The sequence below is a fragment of the Aquicoccus sp. genome, assembly GCF_041686535.1.
GTDB lineage: Bacteria > Pseudomonadota > Alphaproteobacteria > Rhodobacterales > Rhodobacteraceae > Aquicoccus.
The window spans coordinates 1-19,987 of the sequence record NZ_JAWLDS010000001.1 but is presented as its reverse complement, the minus strand read 5'-3'; the positions used below and the strand labels follow the sequence as shown (position 1 = coordinate 19,987).

Here is a 19,987-nt window from a genome sequence, read left to right as displayed (position 1 = left end):
GTGATGCGGGACCGCTATGACGTGGTGATCGTGGGCGGCGCGGTGATCGGGTCGGCCGTGGCCTATTACCTGACATCGAACCCCGATTTCGACGGCTCGGTTCTCGTGGTCGAGCGCGACCCGAGCTATGCGCAATGTTCCACTGCGCTTTCGGCGGCGGGTATTCGCACGCAGTTTTCCAACGCGATCAATGTCGAGATCAGCAAGTATGGCGGGCAGGTGATCCGCGATTTTGCCGATCTGACACAGGTGGGGGACACGCGCATCGATCTGAATTTCCACGAGGGGGGATACCTGTTCCTTGCGCGCACGCCGGAGCAGGAGGCGATCCTGCGGGAGAACCACGCGGTGCAGCTGTCCTGCGGGGCCGATGTGGTGCTCTGGGAGCGCGATGAACTGGCCGAGGCGTTTCCGCATCTGCGGGTGGATGACATCCGGCTGGCCTCTTACGGGCGGTCGGGCGAGGGCTGGTTCGACAATACCGGGCTGATCCGCGGGTTTCGCGGCAAGGCGCGGGAGTTGGGGGCGGATTATGTCACCGGCGAAGTCGTGGACATCGCGCGCGAAGCCGGGCGGGTGACGGGAGTGCGTCTGGCCGGCGGCGAGGAGATTGGCGCGGGCTGGGTGGTCAACGCCGCCGGGCCGCGAGCGGCACGGGTGGCGGGCATGGCCGGACTGCACATTCCGGTCGAGCCGCGCAAGCGCACGCAGTTCGTGTTCGATTGTGCCCGCTCGCCACAGGGCAGCGCGCGGGTGAAGGGCGGGCAATTGCCGCTGATGATCGACCCCACGGGGGTCTATTGCCGGCCCGAGGGGCGGTATTTCCTCACCGGCTGTCCGCCGGCCGAGGACGTGGCCGTGGACTGGGACGATTTCGAGCCGCATCACGATATCTTTGAAGAGGTGATCTGGCCCGCTCTGGCCGAACGGTCCGAGGCGTTCGAGGCGGTGAAGGTGGTCAACCTCTGGGCGGGGCATTACGCGTTCAACACGCTGGACCACAACATGGTGATCGGGCCGCACCCGGAGGTGGAGAATTTCATGTTTGCCAACGGGTTCTCGGGGCACGGGCTGCAACAGGCGCCGGCCACGGGGCGCGGGGTGAGCGAGTTGATCGCGCATGGCGGGTTTCGCACGCTCGACCTGTCGCCGCTCGGGTTCGAGCGGGTAGTGAGCGGGCGGCCGTTCCTGGAAAAGGCGGTGATCTGATTGCCGGGATGCAGTTGCTTGATCCCGCGAGGTTTTGCGGCGAGAGTGGCGCAGATGACATTGAGGTGCCGCGATTGCGGCCGGACAAGACGGGGAGAAACGGGATGTCTTTCATGAAACTGGGCGCGGCAAGTGCGCTTGCGATGATGATGGCCACGGGCGGGGCGCTGGCCAAGAGCGATATCGTGGTGGCGATGCAGCTTGAACCGCCGCATCTCGACCCGACGGGCGCGGCCGCGGGCGCCATCGATTCGGTGCTTTATTCCAACGTATTCGAAGGGCTGACGCGATTCGACGCCGATGGGTCGATCATCCCCGGGCTGGCGCGTGACTGGGAGATTTCCGAGGACGGGCTGACCTATACCTTCAACCTTGCCGAGGGGGTGACGTTTCACGACGGCACCACGATGGATGCCGAGGACGTGAAATTCAGCCTCGACCGCGCCCGGGCCGAGGACAGCGCCAACGCGCAGAAGGTGCTTTTCGAGGGGATCGAGACGGTCGAGGTGGTCGACCCGCTGACCGTCCGGGTCACGCTGTCGGAGCCCGATGGCAGCTTCCTGTTCAACATGGCCTGGGGCGACGCGGTGATCGTGGCGCCCGAGAGCATCGACGATATCAAGCAGGCGCCGATCGGCACCGGCGCGTTCAAGTTCGCGAACTGGGTGCAGGGCGACAACATCACGCTTGAGCGCAACCCCGATTACTGGGGCGAGGCCGCGAAGCTCGACAAGGTGACGTTCAAGTTCATTTCCGACCCGACCGCAGCCTTTGCCGCGGTGATGGCCGAGGATGTGGATGTGTTCACCGCCTTTCCCGCGCCGGAAAACCTGCCCCAGTTCGAGGACGATCCGCGATTCGAGGTGATCGTGGGCAGCACCGAGGGCGAGACGATCCTGGCGATGAACAACAAGGTCGAGCCGCTGGACGACGTGAAGGTGCGCAAGGCGATCTCCCATGCGATCGACCGCCAGGCGATCATCGACGGGGCGCAATTCGGCCTTGGCACGCCGATCGGCACGCATTTCGCGCCGCACCATCCCGATTACGTCGATCTGACCGGCAACTCGCAACATGACCCGGAACTGGCAAAAGAGCTTCTGGCCGAGGCAGGGTATGAAGACGGGTTCGAAACCACGCTCAAGCTGCCGCCGCCCTCCTATGCGCGGCGGGGTGGCGAGATCCTCGCGTCGCAGTTGCGCGCCGTGGGTATCGAGACCGAGATTTCCAACCTCGAATGGGCGCAATGGCTGGAACAGGTGTTTAACGGCAAGGATTTCGGGCTGACCATCGTCAGCCACACCGAGCCGATGGACATCAACATCTATGCCCGGCCGGATTACTATTTCCAGTATGACAACCCGGATTTCCAGGCGTTGATGGACGAGTTGAGCCGCACCACCGACCCGGAGGCGCGCAGTGAACTTCTCAAACAGGCGCAGACCATCATCAGCGAGGATTACGTGAACGGCTATCTCTTCCAGCTGGCCACGCCGACCGTGGCCAAGGCGGGCGTGCGGGGCCTTTGGAAGGACGCGCCGACCCAGGCCGTGGACATGACCGGGGTTTACTGGGAATAGGTTGAGGGAAACGCGGCGGGCCGCCCCCTCGGGCGCAAGGCCCGCCCACCCACCCCCTTGCGCCCGGGGGGCGGGGGGCGCGGCAGCCCAGCTGTGCCAGGTGCAGGCCGGGGCCTCCGGCGGGGAGTACTTCCGGCAAGATGAAAGATGGGGAAGAAGCCATGCGCGGTGCCGCGTAAATGCTGAGATTTGCTTTCAAACGTCTGGTATCGCTTTCGCTTTCGCTCGTCGTGGCAAGCGTGGTGATTTTCCTGTTCGTCGAGGTCGTGCCGGGCGATCCGGCGGCCTACATGCTGGGAATGAATGCCACCGAGGAGACGCTGGCGGCCTTGCGCGATCAGCTGGGGCTGAGCGGGACGCTCGTGGAGCGTTACCTTTCCTGGGTCGGGGGGATGTTGCGTGGTGATTTCGGCACCTCCTATACCTATCGCACGCCCGTTTCGGAGATGATCGGCGAGCGGCTCTGGATTTCGCTGCCATTGGCGCTTTATGCGCTGACGCTTTCGACGCTGATCGCCTTTCCGGCGGGCATCTGGGCGGCCAGCAAGCGTGGCAGCGTTGCGGATGTGAGCGTGATGGGGCTGACACAACTGGGCGTGGCGATTCCGAATTTCTGGTTCGCGATGCTGATGGTGCTGGTATTCTCGATCAACCTGCGCTGGTTCAGCGCGGGGGGCTTTGCGGGCTGGGAATCCGGGTTCCTTCCGGCGATGAAATCGCTGACCCTGCCCGCGATCGCGCTGGCCCTTCCGCAGGCGAGCATCCTTGCGCGGGTGATGCGCTCATCGCTGCTGGACACGCTGTCGGAGGATTTCATTCGCACGGCGCGGGCCAAGGGGCTTACCAAGCGCCAGGCGTTGTGGCGCCATGCGCTCAGGAACGCGCTCATCCCGGTGCTCACGATCATCGGGTTGCAATTCTCGTTCCTCATGGCCGGTGCGATCATCATCGAGAACGTGTTCTCCCTGCCCGGGCTGGGGCGGATGGTGTTCCAGGCGATCAGCGCGCGTGACCTGATCGTGGTGGAATCGGTGGTGATGCTGTTGGTCTTTGCGGTGATCGTGGTGAATTTCGCGGTCGATATCGCCTATGCGGCGGTCGATCCAAGGCTGAGGGTGCGGGGATGACGGAAACCGGGTTTCTTGGCGCTGCGCTGCGTTCGCGCAGCCTTGTCCTCGGAGCGGTCCTGACGGCGGTTTTCGTGCTGGCCGCGGTGGTGAGTTTTGCCTGGGTGCCGCATGACATCACGTCGATGAATGTCCCCGACCGGATGAAGGGCCCGGGCGGGGCGCACCTTCTGGGCACGGACCATTTCGGGCGTGATATCCTGTCGATGATCATGGTCGGCGCGCGCACCTCGATCGCGGTGGCGGTGGTGGCGGTCGGGATCGGTATGGGCTTTGGCGTGCCGCTGGGCCTGGCGGCGGCGGCGAGGAAGGGCAGCCTCCTCGACGAGGTGATCATGCGGGGCAACGACCTCGTCTTTGCCTTCCCGTCGATCTTGATCGCGATCATGATCACCGCCGTTTTCGGGGCCTCGGCGCTTAACGCGATCATCGCGATCGGGATCTTCAACATTCCCGTATTTGCACGGCTGACAAGGGGGGGCGCGCTGTCGCTTTGGACCCGCGATTACGTGATGGCGGCGCGGGTGGCGGGCAAGGGGGCAACGCGGATCAGTTTCGAGCATATCCTGCCCAACGTGACCAACCTGCTGATCGTGCAGGGGACGATCCAGTTCTCGCTCGGTATCCTGGCCGAGGCGGCGTTGTCTTACGTGGGGCTGGGGGCGCAGCCGCCGCTGCCAAGCTGGGGGCGGATGCTGGCCGACAGCCAGACGATGATTTCCATCGCGCCGCATATGGCGATTTTCCCGGGGCTGGCGATCCTTCTGACGGTTCTGGGACTGAACCTGATGGGCGACGGGCTGCGCGATCTTTTCGATCCGAAGATCAGGAGGGTGGGACGATGAGCCTTCTGGAGATCGAGGGGCTGGATCTGGACATCCATGGCGAGGCGATCCTCAAGGGGGTGTCGCTTGGAGTTGCGCCGGGGCAGATCGTGGGGGTGATCGGCGAGAGCGGGTCGGGCAAGTCGATGACCGCGTTCTCGGTGATGCAGCTCTTGCCCGACGGGGCGATGTGCCGCGGGCGGGTCACGTTGAACGGGCATGAGATGCTGGCGCTGTCGGAACAGAGCCTGTGCCGGCTCAGGGGCAACGAGGTCGGCATGGTGTTCCAGGAGCCGATGACGGCGCTGAACCCGATCCAGACCATCGGCGCGCAGGTGGCCGAGACCATCCTGATCCACGACGATGTGAGCCGCGCCGAGGCGATGGCGCGGGCGCGCGAGGCGCTGGAACGCTGTGAACTGCCCGAGGCGAAATTCCCGCTGTCGCGCTATCCGCACGAGCTTTCGGGTGGGCAGCGGCAACGGGTGGTCATTGCCATGGCGATCGCACTGCGCCCCAAGCTCCTGATCGCGGACGAGCCGACCACGGCGCTCGATGTGACGACGCAGGCGCAGATCCTGCGGCTGTTGCGGCGCTTGGTGGACGAGGACGGGATGGGCCTCATGCTGATCACGCATGACCTCGCGGTGGTGGCGGACATGGCCCATGAGATCGTGATCATGCGGCATGGCGAGGTGGTCGAGGCGGGGCCGACGGGGCGGGTCTTTGCCGAGATGCGCCACCCCTATACCCGCGCACTCTTCGAGGCGTCGGGGCATCAGCCCGAACGCGACGAGACCCGACGCGACGTGCCGCTCTTGCAGGTGCGGGAGGTGGTGCGCGACTATGCCCTGCCGCGCACGCGGCTTTTCGCGCCGCAGGAGCATTTCCGCGCGGTGAACCGTGTGAGTTTCGAGATCGCGAAGGGCGAGAGCCTTGGCCTCGTGGGGGAATCGGGCTGTGGGAAATCGACCCTGACCCGGGCCATCCTGGGACTGGAAGAGGTGCAGTCGGGCGAGATCCTGCTGGACGGTGAGCCGGTCTTTACCGGGCACCGGCCCAACCGCGAGGTGCGCCGCCGGATGCAGGTGGTGTTCCAGGACCCGTTCGGAAGCTTCAACCCGCGCTGGAAGGTCGGGCCGCTGGTGACGGAGCCGTTTCACCTTCTGGACGACCCGCCCACGGGGGCCAGGCGGGATGCCGCGATTGCCGAGGCGCTGGAAAGCGTGGGACTTTCGGCCGAGGACCGGCACAAGTATATCCACGAGTTCAGCGGCGGACAGCGGCAGCGGATCGCGATTGCACGGGCACTGATCATCAAGCCCGAGCTGATCATCCTCGACGAGGCGGTGAGCGCGCTTGACGTGAGCATCCGTGCGCAGATCCTCGACCTGCTGGCCGATCTGTCGGGGCGGTTCGGGCTGACTTATCTCTTTATCAGTCACGACCTGAGCGTGGTGCGCACGATCACCGACCGGGTGATGGTGATGCAGGCGGGCGAGATCGTCGAGGAAGGGCCGACCGCCCTTGTGTTCGACGCGCCGCAACATGACTATACCAAAACACTGATCGCGGCGGCGCCGGTTCTGCCGGACCGTGGCGCGGCCTGAAGGAAAGGAAGTGAGATGAGCCTTGATGACCTGTGGTTCGACCCGTCGAAATGCCTGATCGCGGGGGAATGGGTGGCGCCGTCGTCTGGCCAGACGCTGCCGCTGATGAACCCCTCGACCGGGGAGCAGATCGGCGAGATCGCGCGCGGGCAAGGGGCGGATGTGGACGCGGCGGTTGCGGCCGCGCGCAAGGCATATGATGGCGTATGGTCGCGCACCCCGGCAGTGGAGCGCGGGCGTATCCTGATGCGGTTGCAAAAGCTGGTCGAGGAAAAGGTCGATGCGCTTGCCCGGCTGGAGGCGCTGGACGTGGGCAAGCCGCTCAAACAGGCGCGGGCCGATGCGGTGGCGCTGGCGCGCTACATGGAGTTTTACGGCGGCGCGGCGGACAAGCTGCACGGGGAAACCATTCCCTATCTCGATGGTTACACGGTTTACACGCTGCGCGAGCCGCACGGGGTGACGGCACATATCGTGCCGTGGAACTACCCGATGCAGATCATCGGGCGCAGCGTCGGCGCCGCGCTGGCGGCGGGCAATGCCTGTGTTCTCAAACCGGCCGAGGATGCCTGCCTGACCGCGCTGGCCTTTGCCGATCTGGCCAAGGCGGCGGGGCTGCCCGATGGTGTTCTGAACGTGGTGCCGGGGTTGGGAAGCGAGGCCGGGGCCGCGCTTTCGGGGCATGCCGGCATAGACCATGTGAGCTTTACCGGCTCGGTCGCCACCGGCGCGATGATCCAGGCGGCGGCGGCCAAGAACGTGGTGCCGGTGACGCTGGAGCTGGGCGGGAAAAGCCCGCAGGTCGTGTTCGATGACGCCGATATCGACGCGGCGCTGCCGTTCCTCGTGAATGCGGGGGTTCAGAACGCGGGGCAGACCTGTTCGGCCTCGTCGCGCATCCTCGTCCAGCGCGGGGTTTACGATGAGGTCGTGGGCCGTATGGCCGAACGCTATGGGCAATTACGGGTCGGCCAGGCGATGAGCGACCTGGATGTGGGGCCCCTGATTTCCGCCAAGCAAAAGGGGATCGTGAGCGGGTTCCTCGATCAGGGTGCGGACCTTGAAACCGCCGGGCAGGCGCAGCTGATCGACACGCCCGAGGGTGGCAATTTCGTGGTGCCGACGCTCTTTTCCGGCGTGTCCGCAGGACATGCGCTGGCCCGCGACGAGATTTTCGGCCCCGTGCAGGTCGCCATTCCCTTCGACGACGAGGAGGAGGCCGTGGCGATCGCCAATGGCACCGATTACGGGCTGGTGGCATCGGTCTGGAGCGAGAGCGGCGCGCGGCAGATGCGGCTTGCCAAGGCGCTCCGCGCGGGGCAGGTTTTCATCAACAATTACGGCGCCGGGGGCGGGGTCGAACTGCCCTTTGGCGGGATGGGAAAATCGGGCCACGGGCGCGAGAAAGGCTTCGAGGCACTCTATGGGTTCACCGTGCTCAAGACGGTTGCGGCCTTCCATGGATGAGGACGTCGCCCAACTGGAACGGATCGCGCGCGAGGTGCGTGCGTTTCTTGAACCACATTGGGCGGAATGGCACCGCAAGACCGGTTCCCTCAAGGGTTTGCGCAGCCTTTCGCAAGGGACGTGCGGGCGGTCGTCGCGGTTCCTTGTCGAGGTGTTGCGGGAAGCGGGATTCGATGCCCGGCCTGCCTTCGGCTGTCCGATGGGCTGTGATTGCGGGTTCTGTGCGCCGCAGGGCACGCGCGGGCATATCTGGGTAGTGGTGCGCGATCTGCCGCGGATCGTCGATATCACCGCCGATCAGTTCGGGGACGCGCCGGTGATCGTCACCGGCACGGATGATCCGCGCTATCACGAGGGCCATGACAGGGCCGAGCCGGAATGGATCGAGGATCGCGAGCGCGTGACACGGCGCCTGTTGCCGCTGTGGCGGGCGCGTGTTGAGCAAACGGCGCCGGATGGCGCGATGAGACAAAGGGAAGAGAGAGCATGAGATTGAACGGAAAGACCGCCATCGTGACTGGCGGGGCAAGCGGGTTCGGCGCGGGGATCGCGCGCAAGTTCGTGGAAGAGGGCGCGCAGGTGATGGTGGTGGACATCAACGAGAAAGGCGCGATGGAAATGGCCGAAGACCTGGGCGCGGGGTCGTTCGGATCGGCAGCGAACGTGGCCGTTCTGGACGACGTTTCGCGCGTGGTGGACGAGGCGCGCGAGGTATTCGGCGGGGTCGATATCCTTGTGAACAATGCCGGGGTCACGCATATGCCCGCCCCGATGGAGGAGGTGAGCGAGACGGATTTCGACCGGGTTTTCGCGGTCAACTGCAAGTCGATCTATCTTTTTGCCCGGGCGCTGGTGCCGCATATGAAGGAGCGCGGGACCGGCGCGATCCTCAACGTGTCGTCCACCGCGGGGCTGAGCCCGCGGCCCAACCTCAACTGGTACAATTCATCGAAAGGCTGGGTGAACACCGCGACCAAGGCGATGGCGGTGGAGCTTGCCCCGCGCGGCATCCGGGTGAACGCGATCAACCCGGTGGCGGGCGAGACGCCGCTCTTGTCTTCGTTCATGGGCGAGGACACGCCCGAGATGCGCGCGAAATTCCTCTCGACCATCCCTCTGGGCCGGTTCTCGACGCCCGAGGACATGGGCAACGCGGCGGCCTTCCTGTGCAGCGAAGAGGCAGGGATGATCACCGGCATCTGCATGGAGGTGGATGGCGGGCGCTGTATCTGAGGTGAATTGTCAGGCGACGGGGGGCTTCGGGCCGATGGGGTTGATCCTGTTTCGGATCAGGCGGCCCGGCCCCTCACCGAGAGCGGCCTTTTGCGCAGGGTGCAACGACCGGCGGGTTGGAGCCCAGTAGTACCGAATGCTGCGACGTGAACGAATGTCGGCTTTGACACATCCTTTTCGAGGCGGCTTCTACTACCTTCGCGGCAACAGTGGGCGAATTCCATCAGTCAGCGTAGCCGCAAAACAACCCTTAGAACCCGCAGATTGAGTCGGACCTATGTGATTGAATGTTGAACAATGCCATCCAAGAAGCGCCGGACCGCCTCGCGCAATTGAGAAACTCCGGGCTCCTCGTACGGAAGATGACCGCAGCCCTCCAACATCACCAACTCCTTGTCGCACCCGAGCTTGTCGAAGAACGGCTGGCTGACCGACAACGGCGTCCAGGTGTCTTCGGCGGGGTGTGCCAGCAACAGTGGACAGAGGTCGAACGCCTCAGGTGCGATGGGCGGATCATAGCGTGCCATGGACCGGTAGAAGCCGATTTTCACCCACGCGCCGCCGACCAGCGGATCCTCGACGAAAACGCGCGAAAAGGCGGGATCGTTGGTCATCGCATCCATTCTTGAAATCATGCGCGCCGGGATCGTCACGCGATCGGTGAGTTGCGGGAATACGTTCATGAACAGATTGCCGACCCGGCTCCAGAGTTTGCTGCGGGCCAACGCGTCCAGGGTTTCAATGTTGCGGGGATCGGCGAGGGTCGTGGCGATCACGCCCCGGACCTTACCGCTTGCTGCCGCCGCGTTGTAAGCCAGCATGCCGCCCAGGCTCCCGCCAAAGGCCACGACAGGAAGGCCATCGCGGCTTTGCTCGCGTTCGATCAGATCCGCCACCAGGGCGACCCACGACCGGTAATCGGGGTCGTAATCCGGTCCGGGCACCGTCAGCCCAAACCCGGGCAGATCGGGGGCCACGTAGCTATAGCCGAGGCTGTGCACGAGGGCTCCAAAGGCCCCAATAACGCGACCGTTTCCGCCGCCGCCATGCAAGAGAATGATCTTCAGGGGGGCACCATCGGCGTCGATCCGGTCGAGATGGACCTGGCTATCCCGCCATGCCCACCACTCCTCATCCGGTTCCCTTGGCAATCGCATCATATCCGGAAGGAACGGCAGGTACGGTCGCAAATAATCACGTGCTGCATAGCTGTCGTGTGGAACACTCATTTCGACGCCTCCCGTATTCCAAATCCTTGGATTCAAACAACACCAACTGAGAGCGTGTGCGCAGTCAGTCTATTTAAGCGGAGAAGCCGCGCATTGATCATTGTCAAAAGGCCCGACTGGTATGGACGCGGCTCATGTTGTCCTGCGCAAGACCGGACACTCGCTGGGTCGAGTTGAATGACTGCAGTGTCCCGCATATCTGTCACTCCGGCGTCGCGCAGCGAATGGCCGCACATGCGGGACGGAAAACCATTCTTCAAAATCAAGCGGACAGGTCACAATCCGAAAGCTCTGGCACTGGTCTTGCCGACGCTTTTGCTCGGATGATGGAACATTCATGTGGCCTCATGCGCCCGTGCCGACCGAAAAGGAGCGCTTGCGCCGCGCAGGATATCTCGTCCGCGGCCTTGCGGCTTCGTCCGCGGAGGCCTCGGGCGGGAGTATTTGGGGCAAGATGAAAGGGCGGTATTTCTTTTCTGCCCAAATCTTGTGCATCCGGCGCGCCCGTGTCACTTAACCCGTGAACGAGGGGAGTGAGACCATGCGCGCCGATTTGATTCTGCTGACATTCGCCTATGTGCTGAGCCAGTTCTACCGCGCGTTTCTCGCGGTTCTGACCGAGGTCCTCGGGCGCGATATCGGGGCGAGCGCCGAGGCGCTGGCCACCGCTTCGGGGTTCTGGTTCCTCTCCTTCGCGCTGATGCAGATCCCGGTGGGCTGGGCGCTGGACAAGGTGGGGCCGCGGTTGACCGCGTCGGTGTTGCTGCTCATCGGCGGTGGTGGAGGGGCCGTGCTTTTCGCGCTGGCGCAGAGCCCCGCGCATGTGAGTGCCGCGATGCTGTTGATCGGGGTGGGCTGTTCGCCGGTCCTGATGGCGTCCTATTTCATTTTCGCGCAGGTCTATTCGGCGCGGGTCTTTGCCACGCTTGCGGCGGTGATCCTGGGCGTGGGGTCGGTGGGCAACCTGGCCAGCGCGCTGCCGCTGACGCTGGCGGTCGAGGCGCTGGGCTGGCGGCCGGTGATGTGGATCATGGCAGCGGTGAGCGCGGCCACGGCGTTTGGCCTTTTCGTGATGGTGCGCGACCCCGACAAGGTGGCGAGCGAGGCGCGCGGTTCGGTTCTCGATCTTCTGAAGATGCCGGCGCTTTGGCTGATCTTTCCGCTGATGGCGGTCCAGTATGCCCCGGCGGCGGGATTGAGGGGACTGTGGATCGGGCCCTATTTCGCGGATGTGTTTGCCGCCTCGCCCGCGCTGGTGGGCAATGTCACGCTGATCATGGGGGTGGCGATGATCGCGGGTACCTTTGCCTATGGGCCGATGGACCGGATCATGGGCACGCGCAAATGGGTGATCTTTTTCGGCAACCTTGTCGGGCTTGCCGCGGTCACGGCGCTGGCGGTGCTGCCGCATGACGTGGTCTGGCGGGCGGTGGTCCTGTGTGCCGCGGTGGGGTTCTTCGGTGCCTCGTTTCCCGTGCTCATGGCGCATGGGCGCAGTTTCTATCCCCCGCACCTGGTGGGGCGGGGGGTCACGTTGATGAACCTCTTCGGGATCGGTGGCGTGGGCCTGATGCAGGTGGCGAGTGGCAAGCTTTACACCGCGGCCGAGGGCGCGGGGCGGGGCGTGGATTACTCCTACCAGGTGCTGTTCGGGTTTTTCGCCATCGCGGTTCTGATCGGGTTGGTGATCTATCTCTTTGCCGAGGACCGGACGGCATAGTCATGCGTCCTGCCCCGGGTTTCGCTTTCAACCCGGGCGCGGCTCATGTATGACCCGCGTCGTTGAAACATGGGAGACCCCGAAATGGGCTATAATGTCGTCGTTGTCGGCGCCACGGGCAATGTGGGCCGTGAAATGCTGAACATCCTTGCCGAGCGTGAATTCCCGATCGACAAGATCGCCGTTCTCGCCTCGCGCCGGAGCCTTGGTACCGAGGTGAGCTTTGGCGACAGGACACTCAAGACCGAAGATCTCGACCAATTCGATTTCACCGGCTGGGACATGGCGCTTTTCGCCGTGGGCTCGGAGGCGACCAGGGATTACGCGCCCAAGGCGGCCAAGGCCGGTTGCGTGGTGATCGATAACTCGTCGCTCTATCGCTATGATTCCGAGGTGCCGCTGATCGTGCCCGAGGTGAATCCGCAGGCGGTGCATGGCTATGCCAGGAAGAACATCATCGCCAACCCCAACTGCTCGACCGCGCAGATGGTGGTGGCGCTCAAGCCGCTGCATGACCGGGCGCGGATCAAGCGCGTGGTGGTGAGCACCTACCAGTCGGTTTCGGGCGCCGGGAAAGAGGGAATCGACGAGCTTTGGGATCAGACCAAGTCGATCTACAACCCGACCGACGACAAGCCGCCGAAGAAGTTCCAGAAGCAGATCGCGTTCAACGTGATTCCGCATATCGACGTCTTCATGGAGGACGGCTCGACCAAGGAAGAGTGGAAGATGGTGGTCGAGACGAAAAAGATCATCGACCCGGCGATCAAGCTCACTGCGACCTGTGTGCGGGTGCCGGTCTTCGTCGGCCATGCCGAGGCGATCAATATCGAGTTCGAGGAGTTTCTCGACGAGGACGAGGCCCGCGACATCCTGCGCGAAAGCCCCGGGCTCATGGTGATCGACAAGCGCGAGGATGGCGGTTACGTCACACCGGTGGAATGCGTCGGCGATTTCGCAACCTTCATCAGCCGCATCCGACAGGATTCGACCATCGACAACGGGCTGAACCTGTGGTGCGTGAGCGACAACCTGCGCAAGGGTGCGGCGCTCAACGCGGTTCAGATCGCCGAGTTGCTGGGACGCGAGGTTCTCAAGAAGGGTTGAGACCGGCCAAAGGTCGCGTATCGAGGGGGCGTCCTTGCGGGCGCCCCTTTTCATTGCAGGTACGATGGGGTTTGATCGGGACAGTATTCTTGCCCGGAGAGTCCGACCATGCGTGCCCTTCCCCTTGTTCTCGTCTTCTTGCCCAGCCTGGCGCTTGCCGAGACGATCCCGCTGACCAGCCGGGTCGGCGAGGTGACGCTGTTTCCGCAAGGGGCCCGCATCACGCGGGCGGTGCCGTTCGAGGCCCCGGCGGGCGTGCATGAGCTGCGCCTGATCGACCTGCCCCGCGGCACGCCGATGGAAAGCCTGCGAATCGGGGTCACGGGGGCCAGGATGGGGGCGGTATCGACGCGGGAGGATTTCGTGCCGCCACGCCCCGACGACGAGAGCGATGCCGTGCGGGCCGCGCGCGACGAGGTCGCGCGGCTGGAAGAGGCGGTGCGCGCCAAGTCGGACGAGGCCGCGGCGATCCGGGCGGCAGGCGAGGCAGCGGATACGCGTATCGCCTTCTTGCGCCAGCTCGGGCAGGGGGATGCGCTAAGCGGGGTTGGTGCGGACACGCTGCGCGAGGTGGCGCGCATGGTGGGCGAGGAAACGCTGGCCGCACGGCAGGCTGCGCTGGCGGCCGAGGGCGAGGCCCGCGCCGTCGATCGCGAGGTCGAGGCATTGGAGCGGGAGCTTGAGACGGCAAGGCAGGCGCTGGCCGCACTCGTGCCCGAGAGCGGGTCACGCAACCTTGTCACGGTGGGCATCACGGCGCAGGACGCGACTGAGGGGATGCTGGAGATCACCTATTTCCACCCCGATGCTGGCTGGAGCCCGGTTTATGATGCGTATCTCGACATGGAGGCCGGGGAGATCACGCTGGGCCGCGGGGCGCTGGTGCACCAGGAGACCGGCGAGAACTGGCAGGAGGTCGCGCTCAGCCTTTCGACCAATCAGCCCAGCGGCGCAGTGGAGCCCGGTGAGCTTTGGCCGGAATTGCGGCGCATCGGCGACCCAGAGGAGATCGGGCCGATGGTCCGATCGCAGAAAGAGGCGGAGTCGGGGGCAATGGCCGACATGCCGACGGCCGAGGCGATGGTGACGGAGGATCGCGCCGAGACCGAGATCGGCAGGTTCAGCGTGACCTACAGCTACGAGGGCGCGCTTGACCTCGCCTCGGGCGCGGACCAGTCGCGGCTTGCGCTGGACGATCTGACCTTGGCAGCCGAGGTCATGGCGCTGGCCGTGCCCAAGCGTGACGAGACCGCATTCCTGGTGGCCGAGTTCACCAACACGAGCGGCGAGATGATCCTGCCCAGCGTCGCCACGCAGCTTTTCCGCGATGGCGACTACCTGGGTGAGACGCGGGGGCGCATGATCCCGGCGGGCGGCAAGGCGCGGCTTGGATTCGGGCCGATCGAGGGATTGCGGCTCAAGCGTCTGGCCGAGCGGGTCGAGGGCGACCGCGGCATTCTGAGCCGATCGACCCGGCTGGCCGAGAGGGTGCGGATCGAGGCGGAGAACCTGACCGGGGAGGATTGGCGCCTGCGCTTGCTCGACCAGGTGCCCTATTCCGAACAGGAGGACCTGGTCATCACCTGGAACGCGCAACCGCGCCCGCAAGAGGTGGACGTGGACGACCGAAAGGGCGTTCTGGGCTGGCAGATCGAGGTTGGTGCGGGCGAGACGCGGGAGATCGAGCTGAACTACAGCCTCGAATGGCCGGAGGGCAAGGTGCTGCGCTGAACCGTGCCGCGTCCTCGCGGTGCCTGACCGGATGTCGGGCCGGGGTTTGAGTATTTGTTCCAAGAAAGAACCCCGGGGTCGGCGCGGGACGTTGCGGCATGGATCAAATGACGCACCGTCAGGTACGCTGCCCTCTTGCACCATGCCGGATTCCGGTGTGCCGTGACCCATCATTTCAGGGAGGACCGGAGATGCCCGACAAGCTGGAAGACTTTCGCACCGAGATCGCCGAATGGATCGCGGCCAACCTGCCCGAAGAATTGCGTGGGCAGCCGCGAAATGAGGATACGATCTGTTGGGGCGGGCGCAAATGGCAATTCCGTTCGCAGGCGCAGAAGGACTGGCTGGAGCGGTGCCATGCCCGCGGGCTGACCTGTCCGCGCTGGCCCGTGGAATATGGCGGCGGGGGCATGAGCCGGGACGAGGAAAAGATCCTGCGCGACGAGATGAACCGTGCGGGCGCGCCATCGCCGCTTGAGAGTTTCGGCATCTGGATGCTGGGCCCGGCGCTCTTGAAGTTCGGCACCGATGCGCAGAAGGCCGAGCACCTGCCCGAGATCACGGCCGGACGCATCCGCTGGTGCCAGGGCTATTCCGAGCCGGGCGCGGGGTCGGACCTGGCCAACGTGCAGACCCGGGCCGAGGACATGGGCGATCACTGGCTGGTCAATGGCCAGAAGATCTGGACCTCATACGCGGATAAGGCCGACAAGATCTTTGCCCTCGTGCGCACCGACCGCGAGGCGCCCAAGCACCTGGGCATTTCCTTCATGTTGATCGACATGGAAACGCCCGGCGTGACGACCCGGCCCATTCGCCTGATCTCGGGCGCGTCGCCGTTTTGCGAGACCTTTTTCGACAACGTGAAGGTGCCGAAAGAGGGCGCCATCGTGGGCGAGATGAATCGCGGCTGGGACGTGGCGAAATACCTGCTTACCCATGAACGCGAGATGATCGGCGGGGGCGGTGGCGGGCTGATCGCGGGCGCGACCCTGTCGGAGGCGATCGGCGACATGGACATGGTGGCCGGGGCCGATCCGGTGATCCGTGCGCAGGCGATGGAGCTCGAGGTCGACACCCTGGCTTTTGGCCTGACCATGGAGCGTTACAAGGACATCGCCGAAAGCGGCGCGGGGGTGGGCCATGCCTCGGCGATGCTCAAGTATTACGGCACCGAACTCAACAAGCGGCGGCAGGAGATCGTCATGTCGGCGCGCGGCTCCGATGCGCTCGACTGGAGCGAAGGACTGGCGGCGCCGTGGCTGCGCTCCAAGGCCAATTCGATCGAGGGTGGCACGTCCGAGGTGATGCTCGACATCATCTCGAAGCGCGTTCTCGAATTGCCGTCGAAATAAGGGGGGCCGGGTGATGGAAAGACTTGTCGATACCGAAGACGAGGTGATGCTGCGCGATGCTGCGCGCGGGTTTCTGGATGAAAATGCACCGGTGAGCGCGTTTCGCGCCAACCGCGATGCGGGCCGGGCGTTCGATCCGGGCCTTTGGCGCGAGATGGCACAGATGGGCTGGGCCGGGGTGTTGATCGGCGAAGAGCATGGCGGGGCCGACATGGGCCACCGGGCGGCGGGCATCCTGGCCGAGGAGATGGGGCGGACGCTTGCCGCTTCTCCGTTCCTGTCGTCGGCGGTGATCGCGGCCAGCGCGTTGCGCGCGGCGGGGTCGGAGCGGCTTTCTCAGATCGCCGAGGGCGCGGCGCTTTACGCGCTGGCCGTGGACGAGGGGCCGAAGCATGCGCCAGACCTGACCGCGATGGACGCGCGGCCAGAGGGCAACGGGTTCCGCCTTTCGGGGCGGAAAGTGTTCGTCGCTGACGGGGCCAGCGCCGACCGGGTGCTTGTGCTGGCGCGAAGCGGCGAGGGCGACGAGGGGCTCACGCTTTTCGACATCGAGGCAGACCGCGCAGGGCTTGCGCGCGGCGCGGCAGACAGCATCGACGCGCGCGATTTCGCGACGCTCGAATTCGAGGATGTCGAGGCCACGGGCGATGACGTGGTGGGCGAGGTCGGCGGCGGGCTGGCCGCGCTGGCCCCGGGCCTGCGCGCGGGCCAGGCGGCGCTGGCGGCCGAGATTTCGGGGCTCACGGCGGGGATTTCGGCGATAACGCTGGGCTATCTCAAGGAGCGCAAGCAGTTCGACCGCGCCATCGGATCGTTCCAGGCGCTGCAACACCGCGCCGCGCATCTTTTCGCCGAGATCGAGGTGACGACCAGCGCCGTGGCCCATGCGGGCCGGGTGCTCGACCAGGCGCCGGAGGATGCGCAGCTGGCGGTGAGTGTGGCCAAGGCACGGGCGACGCAGACCGCGAAACTGGCCGTCATGGAGGGGGTGCAGATGCATGGCGGCATCGGCATGACCGATGACTATGACGCAGGGTTTTTCATGAAACGCGCCCGCGTTGGTGCAGAATGGCTCGGCGATTACGGCCACCATGCAGCGATCGTCGCGGCCATGCGCGGGCTTTGAGGGAGGAATGAGCATGAGCACCATGACACCATCGGCACTGTTTGATCTGAGCGGCAAGGTGGCGCTTATCACCGGGGGCGCGACGGGAATCGGGCGCATGGCGACCGAGGGGCTGGCCGCTGCAGGCGCGCGGGTTCTGATCTGTTCACGCAAGGCCGATGCCTGCGAGGCGGTGGCAAACGAGGTCAACGCGCTGGGCCTGCCCGGCCGTGTCGAGGGGTTCGGCGGCGACGTGGCGACCGAAGCGGGCATCGACGCCATCGCAAAAGAGGTCGAGGCGCGCACCGACACCCTGCATATCCTGTTGAACAACGCGGGCCGCACATGGGGGGCGCCGCTGGGCGAGCACCCTTACGAGGCGTGGGACAAGCTCATGAAGCTCAACGTGCAGGGGATGTTCCACCTCACGCAGAAGCTCTTGCCGCTGTTGCGCAAGGCGGCCACGCGGGATGATCCGGCGCGGGTGGTCAACGTCGGCTCGGTCATGGGGGATATTCCGAAAGGAACGCAGACCTATTCCTATGCCGTGTCCAAGGCGGCGGTGCATCACATGACGCGGGTTCTGTCGAACGACCTTGCGCCCGAGCATATCACCGTGAACGCCATCGCGCCGGGGCCGTTCGTCTCCAAGATGACGGCCTTTGCCATTGCCACCAAGGAGGGCCAGGACAAGGCCGCCGAAGGCGTGCCGCTGGGCCGCGTGGGCAGCCCGGAGGATATCGCGGGTGCGCTGCAATACCTTTGCGGACGGGGAGGAGCCTATCTTTCCGGTGCGATCCTGCCGCTGTCGGGCGGGATGCAGTCGAAGGCGCAGGGCAGCCTGTTCAACGAGGATCTGTGACATGGCACAAACGTTGACACTGGAGGAAATGCGCGCCCTCGTGGGCAGGAAGATGGGCACATCGAGCTGGTTTACCATCGACCAGAAGCGCATCGACGCCTTTGCCGATGTCACCGAGGACTGGCAATTCATCCATGTGGACCTGGAGGCGGCGAAGGCAACCCCCTTCGGCACGACCATCGCGCACGGGTTCCTGACGCTTTCGATGCTCTCGGCCATGGTCTATGAAATGCCGGTGCTGGAAAACGTGGCGATGGGGGTGAATTACGGCTTCGACAAGGTGCGGTTCCTGTCGCCGGTGCCGGCGGGTGCACGCATCCGGGGGCATTTCACGCTGACCGCGCTCGATGAGAGCAAGCCCGGCTTCGTGACCACCCATACCTCGGTCGAGGTCGAGATCGAGGGCGAGGAGAAACCCGCGCTGGCCGCCGACTGGATCGGGCGGCGCTATTTCGGAGGAGAATCATGACAGTTCGATTTGACGGCCGCGTGGCCATCGTGACCGGTGCCGGTGCTGGACTTGGCCGCAGCCATGCGCTGGGCCTGGCCGCGCGCGGGGCCAAGGTGGTGGTCAACGATCTGGGTGCTGCGCGCGACGGATCGGGCGGATCGAGCGAGGCCGCCAAGGCGGTCGTGAAGGAGATCCGCGAGGGTGGAGGACATGCCATCGCCAATGGCGCCAACGTGGCCGACCCCGACCAGGTGCAGGAGATGGTGAGCGCCGCGATTGCCGAATACGGCCATGTCGATATCCTCGTGAACAACGCGGGCATCCTGCGCGACAAGACCTTTGCCAAGATGAGCCTTGAGGATTTCAAGCTGGTGATGGATGTCCACCTGATGGGGAGCGTCAACTGCACCCATGCGCTCTGGCGTCACATGACCGAACGCGAATACGGCCGCATTGTCTTTACCACGTCAGGCTCGGGGCTTTACGGCAATTTCGGCCAGTCGAACTATGGCGCGGCCAAGACGGCGATGCTTGGCCTGATGAACGTGCTGCACCAGGAGGGCCACCGCAAGAATATCCGCGTCAACATGCTCGCCCCGACGGCGGCGACGCGCATGACCGAGGAATTGCTGCCGCCCGAGGTGCTGCCTCTGCTGAAACCCGAAACCATCACCCCGGGCCTTCTGGCGCTGGTGGCCGAGGACGCGCCCTCGAAAATGATCCTTGGCGCGGGCGGCGGGTGCTTTGCCGAAACCAAGGTTTACGAAACGCCGGGCGTGGCGCTGGGCGATGATGATTTGACGCCCGAGGCGGTGATGGCCAACATGGCCCGTATCCGCGACCCGGAAGGTCAGGCCGAAATGCCCGGGGCCTTCGACCAGACCAACAAGTATATCCGGATGGCCGCGCAGTTGCGTGGCATCTCACTCGACCAAAAGGATTAAGACATGCGTGACGCAGTTATCGTATCCACCGCCCGTACCCCGATCGGCAAGGCCTATCGCGGTGCGTTCAACGCCACATCGGCGCAAACCCTCATCGGCCACGCGGTGAGCCACGCGGTTTCGCGTGCCGGGCTCGACGGCTCCGAAGTCGAGGATTGCATCATCGGCGCGGCCCTCCAGCAGGGCAGCACCGGCGGCAATATCGGTCGCCAGGCGGCGATTCGCGCGGGTCTGCCCGTGTCGGTCGCGGGGATGAGCCTCGACCGGCAATGCTCGTCGGGGATGATGGCGATCGCCACTGCGGCCAAGCAGGTGATCCATGACGGCATGGACATCGCCGTCGGCGGCGGGGTCGAATCCATTTCCCTTGTCCAGAATGAAAAGATGCGCACCGACTATCTGGCCGACAAGTGGATCATGGAGCACAAGCCCG

At 64.9% G+C, this 19,987-nt stretch carries 17 protein-coding genes and 1 pseudogene; 17 read left to right on the top strand and 1 reads right to left on the bottom strand.

The genetic code is table 11. The annotated features are described in order from the left end of the window. The first annotated feature begins 3 nt into the window (after positions 1-3). The 8 genes from ACESL9_RS00090 (at position 4) to ACESL9_RS00055 (ending at position 9,050) form a co-directional block, all read left to right on the top strand. The gene (locus ACESL9_RS00090) at positions 4-1,209 is read left to right on the top strand and encodes an NAD(P)/FAD-dependent oxidoreductase (RefSeq protein ID WP_372610450.1); all 1,206 of its coding nucleotides are present in this window, start codon (positions 4-6) and stop codon (positions 1,207-1,209) included. 104 nt (positions 1,210-1,313) lie between these two features. Beyond that, positions 1,314-2,789 (top strand): ABC transporter substrate-binding protein, encoded by a 1,476-nt coding sequence (locus tag ACESL9_RS00085; RefSeq protein ID WP_372610452.1) that lies wholly within the window; start codon positions 1,314-1,316, stop codon positions 2,787-2,789. A 179-nt stretch (positions 2,790-2,968) separates the two neighbouring features. Then, positions 2,969-3,916 (top strand): ABC transporter permease, encoded by a 948-nt coding sequence (locus tag ACESL9_RS00080; protein WP_372610454.1) that lies wholly within the window; start codon positions 2,969-2,971, stop codon positions 3,914-3,916. Next, on the top strand, positions 3,913-4,761 hold the full coding sequence (locus tag ACESL9_RS00075) for an ABC transporter permease (RefSeq protein ID WP_372674369.1): 849 nt from the start codon (positions 3,913-3,915) through the stop codon (positions 4,759-4,761). The genes ACESL9_RS00080 and ACESL9_RS00075 overlap by 4 nt, the downstream gene beginning before the upstream one ends. After that, positions 4,758-6,350 (top strand): ABC transporter ATP-binding protein, encoded by a 1,593-nt coding sequence (locus tag ACESL9_RS00070; protein ID WP_372610458.1) that lies wholly within the window; start codon positions 4,758-4,760, stop codon positions 6,348-6,350. Before ACESL9_RS00075 ends, ACESL9_RS00070 begins: the two co-directional genes overlap by 4 nt. A gap of 15 nt (positions 6,351-6,365) precedes the next feature. Then, positions 6,366-7,817, top strand: coding sequence for an aldehyde dehydrogenase family protein (locus tag ACESL9_RS00065; RefSeq protein WP_372610460.1), 1,452 nt, complete (start codon positions 6,366-6,368; stop codon positions 7,815-7,817). Continuing rightward, a complete protein-coding gene (locus ACESL9_RS00060; protein WP_372610462.1) occupies positions 7,810-8,307 on the top strand; it encodes a hypothetical protein in 498 nt (165 codons plus the stop codon). The genes ACESL9_RS00065 and ACESL9_RS00060 overlap by 8 nt, the downstream gene beginning before the upstream one ends. Then, positions 8,304-9,050, top strand: a complete 747-nt coding sequence (locus ACESL9_RS00055; protein ID WP_372610464.1) for an SDR family oxidoreductase — start codon at positions 8,304-8,306, stop codon at positions 9,048-9,050. Before ACESL9_RS00060 ends, ACESL9_RS00055 begins: the two co-directional genes overlap by 4 nt. A gap of 275 nt (positions 9,051-9,325) precedes the next feature. Here the strand turns inward: ACESL9_RS00055 and ACESL9_RS00050 are convergent, their stop codons facing one another. Further along, positions 9,326-10,279, bottom strand: coding sequence for an alpha/beta hydrolase (locus ACESL9_RS00050; RefSeq protein WP_372610466.1), 954 nt, complete (start codon positions 10,277-10,279; stop codon positions 9,326-9,328). 541 nt (positions 10,280-10,820) lie between these two features. Here ACESL9_RS00050 and ACESL9_RS00045 point away from each other — a divergent pair. The 9 genes and pseudogenes from ACESL9_RS00045 to ACESL9_RS00005 all read left to right on the top strand — a co-directional run. After that, positions 10,821-11,999 (top strand): MFS transporter, encoded by a 1,179-nt coding sequence (locus ACESL9_RS00045; RefSeq protein ID WP_372610468.1) that lies wholly within the window; start codon positions 10,821-10,823, stop codon positions 11,997-11,999. An 84-nt stretch (positions 12,000-12,083) separates the two neighbouring features. Then, positions 12,084-13,106: an aspartate-semialdehyde dehydrogenase gene (locus tag ACESL9_RS00040; RefSeq protein WP_372610707.1), complete on the top strand. Its 1,023-nt coding sequence runs from the start codon at positions 12,084-12,086 to the stop codon at positions 13,104-13,106. Positions 13,107-13,214: 108 nt separating this feature from the next. Next, positions 13,215-14,837 (top strand): DUF4139 domain-containing protein, encoded by a 1,623-nt coding sequence (locus tag ACESL9_RS00035; RefSeq protein ID WP_372610470.1) that lies wholly within the window; start codon positions 13,215-13,217, stop codon positions 14,835-14,837. A 191-nt stretch (positions 14,838-15,028) separates the two neighbouring features. Then, on the top strand, positions 15,029-16,192 hold the full coding sequence (locus tag ACESL9_RS00030) for an acyl-CoA dehydrogenase family protein (protein ID WP_372610472.1): 1,164 nt from the start codon (positions 15,029-15,031) through the stop codon (positions 16,190-16,192). A 13-nt stretch (positions 16,193-16,205) separates the two neighbouring features. Then, the gene (locus tag ACESL9_RS00025) at positions 16,206-17,318 is read left to right on the top strand and encodes an acyl-CoA dehydrogenase family protein (protein WP_372610474.1); all 1,113 of its coding nucleotides are present in this window, start codon (positions 16,206-16,208) and stop codon (positions 17,316-17,318) included. A gap of 22 nt (positions 17,319-17,340) precedes the next feature. Continuing rightward, positions 17,341-18,159: an SDR family NAD(P)-dependent oxidoreductase gene (locus ACESL9_RS00020; protein ID WP_372610709.1), complete on the top strand. Its 819-nt coding sequence runs from the start codon at positions 17,341-17,343 to the stop codon at positions 18,157-18,159. Position 18,160: 1 nt separating this feature from the next. Beyond that, on the top strand, positions 18,161-18,628 hold the full coding sequence (locus ACESL9_RS00015; protein WP_372610476.1) for a MaoC family dehydratase: 468 nt from the start codon (positions 18,161-18,163) through the stop codon (positions 18,626-18,628). Then, complete coding sequence (locus ACESL9_RS00010; RefSeq protein ID WP_372610478.1) at positions 18,625-19,554, top strand: SDR family NAD(P)-dependent oxidoreductase; 930 nt, start codon at positions 18,625-18,627, stop codon at positions 19,552-19,554. The genes ACESL9_RS00015 and ACESL9_RS00010 overlap by 4 nt, the downstream gene beginning before the upstream one ends. Before the next feature lie 3 nt (positions 19,555-19,557). Then, a pseudogene (locus ACESL9_RS00005) lies at positions 19,558-19,987 on the top strand (acetyl-CoA C-acyltransferase); the annotation flags it as partial.

Coding starts and splice junctions, on each gene's coding strand:
- ACESL9_RS00090 (WP_372610450.1), top strand. CDS start 4: ATGCGGGACCGCTATGACGTGGTGATCGTGGGCGGCGCGGTGATCGGG.
- ACESL9_RS00030 (WP_372610472.1), top strand. CDS start 15,029: ATGCCCGACAAGCTGGAAGACTTTCGCACCGAGATCGCCGAATGGATC.
- ACESL9_RS00080 (WP_372610454.1), top strand. CDS start 2,969: ATGCTGAGATTTGCTTTCAAACGTCTGGTATCGCTTTCGCTTTCGCTC.
- ACESL9_RS00020 (WP_372610709.1), top strand. CDS start 17,341: ATGACACCATCGGCACTGTTTGATCTGAGCGGCAAGGTGGCGCTTATC.
- ACESL9_RS00050 (WP_372610466.1), bottom strand. CDS start 10,279: ATGAGTGTTCCACACGACAGCTATGCAGCACGTGATTATTTGCGACCG.
- ACESL9_RS00015 (WP_372610476.1), top strand. CDS start 18,161: ATGGCACAAACGTTGACACTGGAGGAAATGCGCGCCCTCGTGGGCAGG.
- ACESL9_RS00085 (WP_372610452.1), top strand. CDS start 1,314: ATGTCTTTCATGAAACTGGGCGCGGCAAGTGCGCTTGCGATGATGATG.
- ACESL9_RS00075 (WP_372674369.1), top strand. CDS start 3,913: ATGACGGAAACCGGGTTTCTTGGCGCTGCGCTGCGTTCGCGCAGCCTT.
- ACESL9_RS00010 (WP_372610478.1), top strand. CDS start 18,625: ATGACAGTTCGATTTGACGGCCGCGTGGCCATCGTGACCGGTGCCGGT.
- ACESL9_RS00060 (WP_372610462.1), top strand. CDS start 7,810: ATGGATGAGGACGTCGCCCAACTGGAACGGATCGCGCGCGAGGTGCGT.
- ACESL9_RS00025 (WP_372610474.1), top strand. CDS start 16,206: ATGGAAAGACTTGTCGATACCGAAGACGAGGTGATGCTGCGCGATGCT.
- ACESL9_RS00070 (WP_372610458.1), top strand. CDS start 4,758: ATGAGCCTTCTGGAGATCGAGGGGCTGGATCTGGACATCCATGGCGAG.
- ACESL9_RS00045 (WP_372610468.1), top strand. CDS start 10,821: ATGCGCGCCGATTTGATTCTGCTGACATTCGCCTATGTGCTGAGCCAG.
- ACESL9_RS00065 (WP_372610460.1), top strand. CDS start 6,366: ATGAGCCTTGATGACCTGTGGTTCGACCCGTCGAAATGCCTGATCGCG.
- ACESL9_RS00040 (WP_372610707.1), top strand. CDS start 12,084: ATGGGCTATAATGTCGTCGTTGTCGGCGCCACGGGCAATGTGGGCCGT.
- ACESL9_RS00035 (WP_372610470.1), top strand. CDS start 13,215: ATGCGTGCCCTTCCCCTTGTTCTCGTCTTCTTGCCCAGCCTGGCGCTT.
- ACESL9_RS00055 (WP_372610464.1), top strand. CDS start 8,304: ATGAGATTGAACGGAAAGACCGCCATCGTGACTGGCGGGGCAAGCGGG.